General features: G+C 68.7%; 12 protein-coding genes and 1 riboswitch. Of the genes, 7 read left to right on the top strand and 5 right to left on the bottom strand.

What is annotated here, in order from left to right:
• Window positions 1–82: 82 nt before the first annotated feature.
• Window positions 83–442, top strand: a complete 360-nt coding sequence (locus FKR81_RS04690) for a winged helix-turn-helix transcriptional regulator (RefSeq protein ID WP_146349681.1) — start codon at window positions 83–85, stop codon at window positions 440–442.
• 53 nt (window positions 443–495) lie between these two features.
• Complete coding sequence (locus FKR81_RS04685) at window positions 496–1512, top strand: fatty acid desaturase family protein (protein WP_146349680.1); 1017 nt, start codon at window positions 496–498, stop codon at window positions 1510–1512.
• Here the strand turns inward: FKR81_RS04685 and FKR81_RS04680 are convergent.
• Complete coding sequence (locus tag FKR81_RS04680) at window positions 1460–2662, bottom strand: cytochrome P450 (RefSeq protein ID WP_146349679.1); 1203 nt, start codon at window positions 2660–2662, stop codon at window positions 1460–1462. The genes FKR81_RS04685 and FKR81_RS04680 overlap by 53 nt on opposite strands.
• Before the next feature lie 147 nt (window positions 2663–2809).
• Between FKR81_RS04680 and FKR81_RS04675 the strand changes: the two genes are divergently transcribed.
• Both FKR81_RS04675 and FKR81_RS04670 read left to right on the top strand, forming a co-directional pair.
• Window positions 2810–3517 carry an SDR family NAD(P)-dependent oxidoreductase gene (locus FKR81_RS04675; RefSeq protein ID WP_146349678.1) on the top strand — a complete coding sequence of 236 codons (708 nt, stop codon included), beginning with the start codon at window positions 2810–2812 and terminating at the stop codon, window positions 3515–3517.
• 32 nt (window positions 3518–3549) lie between these two features.
• Entirely contained in the window at window positions 3550–4161 is a 612-nt protein-coding gene (locus FKR81_RS04670; RefSeq protein ID WP_146349677.1) for a hypothetical protein, read from the top strand.
• Here the strand turns inward: FKR81_RS04670 and FKR81_RS04665 are convergent.
• The gene (locus FKR81_RS04665) at window positions 4158–5528 is read right to left on the bottom strand and encodes an L-serine ammonia-lyase (protein ID WP_146349676.1); all 1371 of its coding nucleotides are present in this window, start codon (window positions 5526–5528) and stop codon (window positions 4158–4160) included. The genes FKR81_RS04670 and FKR81_RS04665 overlap by 4 nt on opposite strands.
• Window positions 5529–5530: 2 nt before the next feature.
• Window positions 5531–5911 (bottom strand): glycine cleavage system protein GcvH, encoded by a 381-nt coding sequence (gcvH, locus tag FKR81_RS04660; protein ID WP_146349675.1) that lies wholly within the window; start codon window positions 5909–5911, stop codon window positions 5531–5533.
• 52 nt (window positions 5912–5963) lie between these two features.
• A riboswitch (glycine riboswitch) is annotated at window positions 5964–6053 on the bottom strand.
• A gap of 183 nt (window positions 6054–6236) precedes the next feature.
• Here gcvH and FKR81_RS04655 point away from each other — a divergent pair.
• Window positions 6237–8480, top strand: a complete 2244-nt coding sequence (locus FKR81_RS04655) for an alpha-L-fucosidase (RefSeq protein ID WP_146349674.1) — start codon at window positions 6237–6239, stop codon at window positions 8478–8480.
• A 113-nt stretch (window positions 8481–8593) separates the two neighbouring features.
• Window positions 8594–9706, top strand: a complete 1113-nt coding sequence (gene ald / locus FKR81_RS04650) for an alanine dehydrogenase (RefSeq protein ID WP_146349673.1) — start codon at window positions 8594–8596, stop codon at window positions 9704–9706.
• On the opposite strand, the gene FKR81_RS04645 is transcribed toward ald, so the two are convergent.
• Together FKR81_RS04645 and FKR81_RS04640 are read right to left on the bottom strand one after the other, a co-directional pair.
• Window positions 9699–10376, bottom strand: coding sequence for a TetR/AcrR family transcriptional regulator (locus tag FKR81_RS04645; RefSeq protein WP_146349672.1), 678 nt, complete (start codon window positions 10374–10376; stop codon window positions 9699–9701). The two genes, ald and FKR81_RS04645, sit on opposite strands and share 8 nt — an antisense overlap.
• 10 nt (window positions 10377–10386) lie before the next feature.
• Window positions 10387–11835 (bottom strand): MFS transporter, encoded by a 1449-nt coding sequence (locus FKR81_RS04640; protein ID WP_328593123.1) that lies wholly within the window; start codon window positions 11833–11835, stop codon window positions 10387–10389.
• Window positions 11836–12375: 540 nt separating this feature from the next.
• On the opposite strand from FKR81_RS04640, the gene FKR81_RS45575 reads away from it, so the two are divergent.
• Window positions 12376–12501, top strand: a complete 126-nt coding sequence (locus tag FKR81_RS45575; protein ID WP_268891520.1) for a hypothetical protein — start codon at window positions 12376–12378, stop codon at window positions 12499–12501.
• Window positions 12502–12506: the final 5 nt, after the last annotated feature.

Raw genomic sequence — 12506 nt, 5'->3', positions numbered from 1 at the left:
TCGTGAGGGGTGGTGTGTCCCGAACGAGTTGAGCACAAACTTTTCGAAAGCGCAAACTTCTAGTTAGCGCTATCCTTCAGACATGGAGTTCAACGTGTTCGCGAGCGGGTGCCCGTCGCGCCCCACGCTGGAGCACGTCACCGGCCGGTGGGGCAGCCTGACCGTGGGCGCGCTGCGCGAGGGGCCGCTGCGGTTCAACGAGCTGCGCCGCCGCGTCGACGGCGTGAGCGAGAAGATGCTGGCCCAGACGTTGCACGCGCTCGAACGCGACGGTCTGGTGCACCGCGACGCGCAGCCGACGAACCCGCCGCGCGTCGACTACAGCCTGACACCGCTCGGGCACGAGACGGCCGAGCGGCTGAAGGCGTTGATCGATCTCGTGGAGAGCCGGATGCCCGAGGTGCTCGAGGCGCAGGAGCGCTACGACAGCCGCTTGGCCTGACGTTCACCGACCCGAGGTGTACACCCGGCCCGCGGGGTGTCACGCTGACTGGGATGACCCAGACATTTCCCCGCCAGGGCAGCGAGTTCGCTGAGCTGTCCCGCGTGATCAAGAAGGCCGGTCTGCTCCGCAGGCGAAGCGGGCACTACATCCTGCGCATGACGCTCAACCTCGTGGTGTTCGCCGGCACCTGGGTCGCTTTCGCGTTCCTCGGGGACTCGTGGTGGCAGATGTTCACCGCGGCCGTGCTCGCGGTGATGTGCACCCAGCTCGCGTTCATCGGGCACGACGCGGGGCACAAGCAGATCTTCAGCGCTCGCCAGTGGAACGACGTGACGGGCCTGGTCCACGGTGGACTCACCGGGGTCAGCTACGGGTGGTGGGTGAACAAGCACAACCGCCACCACGCGAACCCGAACCACGAGGACGAGGACCCGGACGTCGACATCTCCGTCCTGGCCTTCACCACCCGCCAGGGCGCCGAGAAGCGCGGCCTGCTGCGCTGGATGAGCAGGCACCAGGCGTGGCTGTTCTTCCCGTTGCTGCTGCTCGAGGGCATCGCGCTGCACTGGTCGAGCATCAGCAAGTCGCGGCCGTTCGAGCGGGTGCTGATGATCGGCCACGTCGTGGTGTACCTGGCCGCGGTGTTCTACGTGCTGTCACCGGGCCTCGCGGTCGCGTTCATCGCGGTCCACCAGGGCCTGTGGGGCCTCTACATGGGCTGCTCGTTCGCGCCCAACCACAAGGGCATGCCGATCCTCACCGCCGATCACAACCTGGACTTCCTGCGCAAGCAGGTGCTGACGTCGCGGAACGTGCGCGGCGGCTGGCTGGTGGACTTCACGCTCGGCGGCCTGAACTACCAGATCGAGCACCACCTGTTCCCGAACATGCCGCGCCCGCACCTCCGGCGCGCACAGACGATCGTGCGCGACTTCTGCGCGGAACGCGGCATCGACTACGCCCAATGTGGACTGTTCAGGTCCTTCGGATACGTCCTGCAGCACCTCAGCGAGGTCAGCCGGGCGATCCCCACGCGACCCGAAGGCCGAGTGGACCACGCATGTTGAGGTTGGGCAGGTACTCGATCTCCTGATCGGGTACCAGCCTCAGCGACGGCAGCCGCCTGGTCAGCTGCTCCAGCGCCACCTTGGCCTCCATCCGCGCGAGGGCGGCACCGAGGCAGTAGTGCGCACCCGCGCCGAGCGTGAGGTGCGCCGAGGCGCCCTTGCGCGCCGGGCAGAAGGACTCGGGGTCTTCGAACACGGCTTCGTCGTGGTTCGCGGACCCGAGCAGCACCTGCACCATCTGCCCTTTGAGGATCTGCCTGCCGCCGACCTCGACGTCCTCCTGCGCCTGCCGGATCAGCGACACCACCGGCCCGTCGAACCGCAGCGCCTCCTCGACGACGGCCGGGATGCCTGACGGATCGTCGACGATCGCCTGCCAGTGCGCGCGGTCGGTCAGCAGCTCGCGCAGCGCCAGCCCGAGCAGCTTCACCGTCGTCTCGAAACCCGCCAGCAGCAACAGCTGGAGCAGGCCCGCGATCTGGTCGTCGTCGAGCGACGACTCGATCAGCGCGGTCGTCAGGTCGTCACCGGGCTCGCTGCGGCGACGCTCGACGATGTCGTAGACGTGGTTCTTGAAGTCCAGCGCGCTCTTCGCGTACGGCAGCTCCTCGTCCTCCGACATCGAGCCGAGCATCATCGCCATGATGTCGTCGGACCACCGCTGGAGGTGGTGCCAGTCCTGCTCGGGCACGCCCATGAGGTGCCCGATGACCATCATCGGGAACGGCTCGGAGAACATCTTCATGAAGTCGCCATCGCCGGACGCTCCGAACCGGTCGATCAACCGGTCGGCGAACGCCCGGATCACCGGCTCGAGCGACGAGACCCGCCGCGCGGAGAACCCCTTCATGATCGCGCCGCGCAGCTGCGTGTGGTCCGGTGGGTCGACCTCCTGCAGCGACGGCACCATGACGCTGTCGCCGAGGATCGCCCGCACCTGCTCGGACTGCTGCCGCGCGGAGAGGTTGCTCGCTGTGAAGCGCCGGTAGTCCTTCAGCACTGCGGCGGCGTCGTCGTACCTGCTGACGACCCAGTAGCCCAGCTGCTCGCTGAAGAACACGGGTTCCTGTGCGCGGGCCTCGGCGAAGAACGGGTAGGGGTTGGCGACGTGCTCGTCGCTGAACGGTGCGTAGGTGCTGCCGATTGACATGACAACGGAGTGTGCGGGCGATGCATGTGGCCGAAAGTCCTTGTCTCACCTGGAGTAGCGGTCCCACTACGCCCGAACAGGTCGTCTGCGAACTGCAGGTCCGATCTCCGCCAGACCTTCAGCCGCACGTCAGACAGGCTGTGAGACATGAACATCCTCGAAGGCAAGGCGGCTCTGGTGACCGGCGGCAGCCGCGGCATTGGAAAGTCGGTGGCGTCTCGGCTGGCCGAGCTCGGCGCCGACGTCGCCATCACGCACCGCAGCGCCGAAATCGAGCCGACGAAGGCGCTCGCCATCCGCGCCGACAGCGCGGACGCCGACGAGATCGTTGCGGCCGTTGACGAAGCCGCCGCCGCGTTCGGCCGCCTCGACATCCTCGTGAACAACGCGGCGGAGTTCATCGTCGGCCCGCTGGAAGAGCTCGGGCTCGCCGAGTTCGAGCGCACCGTCGCCGTCAACGTCCGCGCGCCGTTCCTCGCGTCCAGGAGCGCGGCCCGGCACATGACCGAAGGCGGCCGGATCATCAGCATCGGCAGCAACGTCGCCGTGCACGCACCGTTCCCCGGCTTCACGCTGTACTCGATGAGCAAGACCGCGCTCGTCGGCATGACCAAGGGACTCGCGCGGGACCTGGGACCGCGCGGCATCACGGCGAACATCGTCAACCCCGGCGCCACCGACACGGACCTGAACCCGGCGTCCGGTCCGATGGCCGAGGCGATCAACGGCATCACCGCGCTCGGCCGCTACGCCCAGCCGGACGAGATCGCCGACGTGGTCGCGTTCCTCGCCGGGCCGGGCAGCGCGTACGTGACCGGCGCCTCGTTCAATGTGGACGGTGGGTTCACCGTGTGAATCAAGTGGACACCGGGTCGTAGCCTGGACGTATGGACCTCGACCGCGTCTTCGCCGACGTGCCGCGCGTCGGCGCGGTGGACGGCTGCACGTACTGCTACGCGCAGTCGGACCTCGACGCACTCGGCGGCGACCCCGCACTCGTGCCGCGGGACCTCGTCGGCAGCTTCGCGCGCGAGGTCACGAGCCACTGGAACGCCGACCAGTACGGGTTGCTGTGGCGCGGGCTGGCACCGAGGATCCTGCGGCTCCTCGAAGAGCTGCCCGACCCGATCTTGTTGAAGGGCTTGAGCTTCGCCCGCTTCTCGACGTGGCCCGCCGACGAACAACAGGCCGTCCGCGAGGCGCTGCGCGGGATGCTGACCCGCAACCTCACGGGCGACCTGCTGTGCGCGGCCGCGCACGTGGACTCCGACCTGGGGCCGTGGCTGCGGTTCGTCGACGCGCTGCCCGACGACGAAGCGGTCGCCGGCCTCGCCCGGTACTGGGCGAACGACCTCGCGCACGGCGGTGAGCCGAGCCTCTGGTGGTTCCCGGAGGACCCGGCCGCACCGATCCGCGACTGGCTCTACAGCGATGCCCTGTGGGAGCGGCTGCGCCGCATCGGCGACGTCGACACGCAGATCGCCATCTCAGACCTCTAGCACTCGATGACGTTCACGGCGAGGCCGCCGCGCGCGGTCTCCTTGTACTTCACCGACATGTCCTTGCCGGTCTCCCGCATGGTCTTGATGACCTTGTCCAGCGAGACGAAGTGCGAGCCGTCGCCCCGCAGCGCCATGCGGGCGGCGGTGATCGCCTTGATCGACGCCAGCGCGTTGCGCTCGATGCACGGGATCTGCACGAGCCCGCCGATCGGGTCGCACGTCAGACCGAGGTTGTGCTCCATGGCGATCTCGGCCGCGTTCTCGACCTGCTCCGGCGTGCCGCCGAGCACCTCGGCGAGACCACCGGCGGCCATCGAGCACGCCGAACCGACCTCGCCCTGGCAGCCGACCTCGGCACCGGAGATCGACGCGTTCTCCTTGAACAGCACGCCGATCGCGGCCGCCGTGAGCATGAACCGCACCACACCGTCGTCGGACGCGCCCGGCACGAACCTCGTGTAGTAGTGCAGCACCGCGGGCACGATGCCCGCCGCGCCGTTGGTCGGCGCGGTGACGACCCGGCCGCCCGCGGCGTTCTCCTCGTTGACCGCCAGCGCGAACAGCGTCACCCAGTCCATGACCCGCAACGGGTCCGTGGCGAAGTGCTCGCCCTCCAACGTGCGCCGCATGTCCGCGGCACGACGGCGCACCTTCAGCCCACCGGGGAGCTCGCCGTGCTCGTTGCAGCCGCGTTCGACGCACTCCTGCATCACCCGCCAGATGTGCAGCAGCCCGGACCGGATCTCCTCCTCGGAACGCCACGCCTGCTCGTTGGCGAGCATGATCTCGCTGATCGACAGCCCGGTCTCGCGCGTGCGCGCCAGCAGGTCGTCGCCGGTGAGGAACGGGTGCGGCAGCTGCGTCTCGTCCTGCTTGATCCGGTCGGTGCCGGTCGCGGTCTCGTCGACGACGAAGCCGCCGCCGATCGAGTAGTACACCGCACTGTCCAGTGAGGACTCGCCGTCGAACGCCTCGAAGCTCATCCCGTTGGGGTGCAGCGGAAGCGACTTGCGCCGGTGCATGACGAGGTCGACGTCGGACTGGAAGGCGATCTCCTTCTCACCGCCGAGCAGCAGCCGTCCGGTCGCGAGGACCTGCTCGACCCGCAGCGCGGCGGCGGCCGGGTCGACCTCCTCGGGGTGGTTGCCCTCCAGTCCCAGCAGCACGGCCTTCGGGCTGCCGTGCCCGTAGCCGGTCGCGCCGAGCGAGCCGAACAGCTCGACGTGCACCCGGTCGGTGTGCGCGAGCAGCCCGGACGACCGCAGCCGGTCGACGAACATCACGGCGGCCCGCATCGGGCCGACCGTGTGCGAGCTGGACGGGCCGATGCCGACCGAGAACAGGTCGAAAACGCTGATCGCCACGATCAGTCCTGGGTCAGTTCGGCGTACTTGGCCGCCGTGAGCAGGCCCTCGGCCGACTCGACCTTCACCTTGAACAGCCAGCCCTCGCCGTACGGGTCGGAGTTCACCAGCGCGGGATCGGCGACGACGGCCTCGTTGACCGCGATGATCTCGCCGCTGACCGGGGAGAACAGATCGCTGACGGACTTCGTCGACTCGAGCTCGCCGCACACCTTGCCGGACACGACCTGCTCGCCGACGGTCGGCAGCTGCACGAAGACGATGTCGCCGAGCGAGTCCGCGGCGTACGAGGTGATGCCGACGGTCAGCGGGTCCTGGGTGCCCGGCGTCCAGTCGACCCACTCGTGCTCGGGCGTGTACAGGAGGTTCTCGGGGTAGGTCACGGCAGCGCTCCTAGGGAGTTCGGATGAGTCCCCCTCCGCCGTGCAGAGTTGCCTCACCCGAGAGGTCTTGCTGCCTGAGAGTGTGCGGGATTGCCCCTTCGGCGCCCCGCACGACAGGCGGGGTCTCTCCCACTCGGGTTGTGGTGCCGGTCAGCACCGCGGCCGATCTTCAGTTGGGAACGGGTGAACGCTATGTCCGGTACCGGGCAGGTGTCAACGCGACCCGTTGACACCCGATGAGGACTCCTGCTAGGCCATACATCGGATGAATCATCGTTACATCGGCCGATGAAGTCCCTTGGGCGCATCAGACATCGGAGGGCCAATGAAGAGAGCGTTCGCCACGAGCATGGTGTTGCTCGCCTCGCTCCTCACCGCCGCAGCCGCCACCGCCGCTCCAGCGCCGCACCCCCTACCTGTGGCGCTCGACCGGTACTTCGACAACGACGGCATCGACACCGCCCAACTCAAGGACGGCAACTTCGACGGGTCCGGACACACCTTCCCCAGCGAGGCGCTGCCGACCGGGCGCATCGTCGTCGACGGCATCCCCCACCAGTTCCCCGCGCATCAGGGGAAGAACAACGTCGTCGCGCTGGGACAGCGGATCGAGCTGCCGAAGGGCAACTACGTCTCGGCGCACTTCCTGCTCGCGTCCAGCTGGGACGGGGCGAGCGGCACGGCGACCGTCCACTACGCGGACGGCTCGACCACGACCGCGGGGCTCGGCGCCGCGGACTGGTACTCGGGCAGCGGCCCGGTGTCGGCGCCGTACCGCTACACGCCGACCGGGGTCGACCAGCACCCGGTGTCGATCGCGACCGCGCAGGTGTGGGCGGATCCGAAACGCGAGGCCGTCGCGATCACGCTGCCGGTCACGCACCCGGCCGAGGAGGGCAAGTCGGCCCTGCACGTGTTCGCGTTGACCATGCAGCCCGTCACGCACGGCAAAGCGCTCGCGGTGCGCGGCGCGCGGTCCACGACCAAGATCCCCGGACGCGGTGCGCAGGCGGTCGAGGCGACCGTGGTCAACCTGGGCGACACGTGGCTCGACGACGTCTCGGTGCACCTGAACGCGCCCGGCGCGATCACCGTGAAGCCCGCGTTCGTCACCAGACTGGCTCCCGGCGAGGAGGCCCGCGTCCGCATCGGCGTCACGACCACCCGCAAGTCCACGGTGGACGGCACCGTCGTTGCGCGGGCGATCGGGGCGAGAGCCGAGCAGAACGCGAAGTTCACGCTCGGCGTCGCGGACTACCAGCCGACCGACGCGTCGCTGGGCACCCACGAGTCGCCGTACTGGTTCGACGACGCCAAGTTCGGCATCTTCATCCACTGGGGCCTGTACTCCGCGCCCGCCTGGTCGCCGCCCGGTGAGCAGTACGCCGAGTGGTACTGGCAGTGGATGCAGGACCCGAAGAACGCCGTGCACCCGTACCACGCGCAGAACTTCGGCAAGGACTTCTCGTACGACGAGTTCATCGAGCAGTTCACCGCGGCGAAGTTCGACCCGAAGGACTGGGTGCAGCTCTTCGAGCAGGCAGGCGCGCGGTACTACGTGCTGACCTCCAAGCACCACGAGGGTTTCGCGCTGTGGGACTCGAAGGTGTCCGGCCGCGACTCGGTCGACCTCGGCCCGAAGCGCGACCTGGTGAAGGAGCTGTTCGACGCGTCCCGCAAGTACACGCCGCAGCTGCGCAACGGCCTGTACTTCTCGATGCCCGAGTGGTTCAACCCGGACAAGCCGTGGAGCGGCCACGGCCCGCGCAACCCGTACACCGGCGCGGCCGAGCCCTACACCGGCTACCAGGCGGGCCGCGACTTCGTGAAGGACTACCAGGGCCCGCAGATGACCGAACTGGTCGACGGCTACGACCCGGACGTCATCTGGTGCGACATCGGCGGCGCGAACGACAGCCGCCGGGTGTTCGCGGACTACTTCAACAAAGCCAAGAACCGGCCGAGGCCCAAGGACGTCACGGTCGACGACCGGTGCGGCATCCCGACGCACGACTTCACCACGCCGGAGTACGCCTCGTACCCCAACACCGTGGTGCAGAAGTGGGAGGCGAGCCGCGGACTCGACCCGCGCTCCTACGGCTGGAACCGGGCCACGCCGGACCACATGTACATGACCGCGAACGAGGTCGTGGACACGCTGGTCGACACGACGTCCAAGAACGGCAACTTCCTGCTGGACATCGGGCCGCGCGCGGACGGCACCATCCCGGAGATCATGCAGCAGCGGCTGCGCGAGACCGGGGCGTGGCTGCGGACCAACGGCGAGTCGATCTACGGCACGACGTACTGGTCGCGCATGGCCCAGCAGGGGAACCTGCGGTTCACGGTCAAGCAGAACGAGGCGTTCTACGTCACCTCGCTCGTCGACCCCGGCAGCCGGCTGGTGGTGGACGCTCCCGTGCCGATCAAGCCGGGTGACCGGGTCACGCTGCTCGGCCACGACCAGCCGCTGACCTGGGGGTGGCAGGGAGGCAAGCTGACCGTGGACCTGCCTGCCAACGCCGGGCAGCACGCCTGGGTGTTCAAAATTGGCCCAAAGCAAGGGTGATTTGTGCCAACTGAACAATAGGGAACCCCCCAGATAGTGCGATCCGCACGGTGACACACCTTTCTCACTGCCTCACCTTTGGGTAGAGACAGCCCGTCCTGAGAGGAGCCACCGTGCGGATCAGCGTTCCCCGCGAGATCAAGAACCACGAGTACCGCGTCGCACTGACCCCCGCCGGTGCCCACGAGCTGACCAGCCGCGGCCACGACGTCTTCGTCGAGGCCGGCGCCGGTCTCGGCTCGGCCATCACGGACGAGGAGTACCTGGCCGCCGGTGCCAAGGTCCTCGCGTCGGTCGAGGACGTGTGGAACGAGGGCGAGCTCGTCCTCAAGGTCAAGGAGCCGATCGCGGAGGAGTACCCGCGGCTGCGCAAGGACCAGACCCTCTTCACCTACCTGCACCTCGCCGCGGACAAGCCGCTGACCGAGGCGCTCATGAGCTCCGGCACCACCGCCATCGCGTACGAGACCGTGCAGCTGCCCTCCGGTGCGCTGCCGCTGCTCGCCCCGATGTCCGAGGTCGCCGGCCGTCTCGCCCCGCAGGTCGGCGCGTTCTCGCTGATGAAGCCCTCCGGTGGCCGCGGCGTCCTGCCCGGTGGCGTCCCCGGTGTCGCTCCGGCGCGCGTCGTCGTCATCGGTGGTGGCGTCGCCGGCCTGAACGCCGCCACGATCGCCGTCGGCATGGGCGCTGACGTGCAGATCCTCGACACGAACGTGGACCGCCTGCGCCAGATCGACGCCCAGTTCCAGGGCCGCCTGCGCACGCTCGCGTCCAACAGCTTCGCGATCGAGCAGGCCGTCAAGGAGGCCGACCTGGTCATCGGCGCGGTGCTCGTGCCCGGCGCGAAGGCGCCGAAGCTGGTGACCAACGCGCTCGTCGCCGACATGAAGCCCGGTTCGGTGCTCGTCGACATCGCGATCGACCAGGGCGGCTGCTTCGAGGACTCGCGGCCGACCACGCACGCCGAGCCCACCTACGAGGTGCACAACTCGGTCTTCTACTGCGTCGCGAACATGCCCGGCGCCGTGCCGCGCACGTCCACCTACGCGCTGACCAACGTGACGCTGCCCTACGCGGTCGCGCTGGCCGACAAGGGCTGGGAGGCCGCGCTCAAGGCCGACCGCTCGCTCGCGCTGGGCCTGAACGTCCACGACGGACACCTGACCAACGGTCCGGTCGCCGAGGCCACCGGCCTCGCGCACACCCCGCTGGAGACGTTCATCTGAGCGCTCCGACGCTGGCCCTGATGCCGGCGACGACGCACTCGAGGCCGAAGTCGAACTGCTTGTCCACGGACCACAGTTCGGCTTCGGCCATCGTTTCGGCGTAGTACGGGAACTTCTCGGCGTACAACGAATGCAGCTTCGACACGTCGATCTGGTCCACCGCGCCGTTCGCGTTGAAGTTGACCTCCGCGCCGACGAACCCGATCACGAAGCTCGACAGCGCGCTGGACGACCGGGACGCCTCGACCACGGACATGCCCGCGTCGCGCATGACCTTCAGCATCCCGTCGGCCATCGCGACCGCGTTCGGGCCCACCGTCATGTACGAGCCGACGAGCTTGACCCACCACGGGTGGCGCAGCGCGATCATCCGCATGGAGTGCATCAGCCCGCGTGCGGCGACGTCCCACGTGACGCCCTCGTCGACCGGCTCGAGCTCGCTGAACGGGTGGTCCAGTGCGAGCTCGAGCAGCGCGTCCTTCGTCGGCACGTGCCAGTAGAGCGACATCGGGGCCGCGCCGAGCTGCGCGGCCAGCTTGCGCATCGACAGCGCCCCGAGCCCGTGCTCGTCCAGCATCTCGACCGCCTTGCGGACGATCAGCTCCCGGCTGAGACCGGGGTGCTGACCGCCGCCAGACTTCGGTTTGCCGAACCACACGCTCTCCGTCACAGCGGAAATCCTAGGCGCGGCGCAGCAGCACACTCGATACGACGCCGCCCAGGAACACCGCCAGCGCACCGATCAGCAGGCTGGTCGTCATGCCGCCCGCGAACGCCTCCCGCACCACCGTGATGTCCGCGCCGCTGTGCAACGCCCCCGTCAGCGACCGCGACGGCACGCCGTCCGGCAGCGACGCGGCGAACCTCGCACTCAGCAGGGCACCCAGGACCGCGATGCCGAACGAGTTGCCCAGCTCGGTCAGCGTGCCGCTGAGCCCGGACGCGATGCCCGCTCGTTCCGGCGGGATCGAGCCCATCAGCGCGTTGACCGCCACCGGCTGCGCGATGCCGACACCCACACCGATCAGGATCAGGCCGGCGAGCGTCGGGCCGTAGCTTCCGCCGTACGCGAGCAGCACCACGCCACCGGACACGATCGTCATGCCGAGCAGCATCGCCCTGCCCGCGCCCAGCTTCATGGTGATCGGGCCCAGCACGTTGGACGTGACCAGCAGCGCGATCGCCATCGGCGCCACCCTGATGCCCGCCTCCAGCGGCGTGTAGCCGAGCACGCCCTGCAGGTGCTGGGTCAGCAGGAACAGCGACCCGCCCATGCCGAACGAGGCCAGCACGCCGGACGCCACCGCGCCGGTGAACCGGCGGTCCTTGAAGAAACCCAGGTCCAGCATGGGTTCCGGCGTGCGCCGCTCCCACAGCGCGAACGCCGTCATCGCGACCACGCCGATGCCGAGCGAGGTGAGCACCCGGACGCTTCCCCAGCCGTGCTCGGGGATCGAGATGACCGACCACACCAGCGCGACCATGCCGATGGTCGACAGCACCGACCCCAGCACGTCCGGCTTGCGCACGGTCGGGTCCTTCGACTCCGGCACCAGCAACGCCACCGCCGCGATGGCCGCGATCGCCACCGGGACGTTGATCAGGAACACCGAACCCCACCAGAAGTGGTTGATCAGGAACCCGCCGATCACCGGTCCCGCCGCGAAACCGAGGCTGGTGACCGCCGCCCAGATGCCGATGGCCTTCGGCCGTTCCTTCTCGTCGAACAGCTGCATCAGCACGGCGAGCGTGCCCGGCATCAGGAACGCCGCGCCCAGCCCCATGAAGCCGCGTGCCGCGATCAGCGCCTCGGACGAGCCCGCGTAGGCCGCGACCGCGCTTCCGGCGCCGAACAGCAGCAGGCCGCCGAGCAGCGAGCGCTTGCGGCCGAACCGGTCCGACAGCGCGCCGGTCGTCAGCAGCAGGCCGGCGAGCACCAGCGAGTACGCGTTGATCATCCACTGGATGTCCGCGGTGCTGGCGCCGAGCCCGGTGGAGATCGACGGGATCGCCACGTTGAGCACGGTGTTGTCCAGCACCACGACCATCACGGACAGGCACAGCACCCCCAGCACCGCCCAGCGCTGCGGATGCGGGTGAACCCCGACCTTCTCGTCGGTCGTCGTCATGTCGTCCCCCTTACGATGTACGAGCAACTTACACCGTACGAGAACGGAGGACAACGAGAGTCCACCGGCCGCGAAACCGAGTGGCATGGAGTGATGGCCGAGCGAAGCGACGGCCGAAGCGGGGGTCCGGGGGCGGAGCCCGCCGGCTGGGGGTCTGGGGGCTCGGCCCCCAGAAGGCGCCTTTTCTGCAAGGCGGGAGGGTGATGGCGAAGCCGAACCCGAACAGCCTCGCGGAGAAGAAAAGCGGCGACCCGCTCAACCAGCCTGGGGGTCACTGGGAGCGGGCCGCCTCCACAAGCTTAGCGGGCACTCCGGCGCCTCGCCCAGCACCCCCCGCGAATCGGGACCGAAAAGTTTCCCCGAGTGGACCACTCCCCGAGTTCAGCGGCTCAAGCAAACGAGTGAATTCGGGTCTGTGACGCTGCTCCTACCCGCGAGTTCGACCGATGAACCTGGAGTCGGGCGTACCTCGAAGGAGATCAAGTGGCTGAACCACAGGGGTGGATCCACTGTCACGACCCGTTCGGCCGGGACCGGTCCATGACCGTTCTGGTGGAGAATGACCGAGTTCTGCTCGTCGCACCGCCTGGTGAGGCGGCTGTGATGTCGGCCACCCAGACCCGTCGACTGCAGAGCCTGCTCGACCAAGCGTCGACGAAGATGTGACCGCC

This window comes from Lentzea tibetensis (assembly GCF_007845675.1).
GTDB lineage: Bacteria > Actinomycetota > Actinomycetes > Mycobacteriales > Pseudonocardiaceae > Lentzea > Lentzea tibetensis.
This window is presented reverse-complemented; position numbering and strand designations above follow the sequence as displayed.

Bases quoted from the DNA above. Each gene is read 5' to 3' on its own strand.
- FKR81_RS04690 (WP_146349681.1), top strand. From the start codon at position 83: ATGGAGTTCAACGTGTTCGCGAGCGGGTGCCCGTCGCGCCCCACGCTG.
- FKR81_RS04685 (WP_146349680.1), top strand. From the start codon at position 496: ATGACCCAGACATTTCCCCGCCAGGGCAGCGAGTTCGCTGAGCTGTCC.
- FKR81_RS04680 (WP_146349679.1), bottom strand. From the start codon at position 2,662: ATGTCAATCGGCAGCACCTACGCACCGTTCAGCGACGAGCACGTCGCC.
- FKR81_RS04675 (WP_146349678.1), top strand. From the start codon at position 2,810: ATGAACATCCTCGAAGGCAAGGCGGCTCTGGTGACCGGCGGCAGCCGC.
- FKR81_RS04670 (WP_146349677.1), top strand. From the start codon at position 3,550: ATGGACCTCGACCGCGTCTTCGCCGACGTGCCGCGCGTCGGCGCGGTG.
- FKR81_RS04655 (WP_146349674.1), top strand. From the start codon at position 6,237: ATGAAGAGAGCGTTCGCCACGAGCATGGTGTTGCTCGCCTCGCTCCTC.
- FKR81_RS04640 (WP_328593123.1), bottom strand. From the start codon at position 11,835: ATGACGACGACCGACGAGAAGGTCGGGGTTCACCCGCATCCGCAGCGC.
- FKR81_RS45575 (WP_268891520.1), top strand. From the start codon at position 12,376: ATGACCGTTCTGGTGGAGAATGACCGAGTTCTGCTCGTCGCACCGCCT.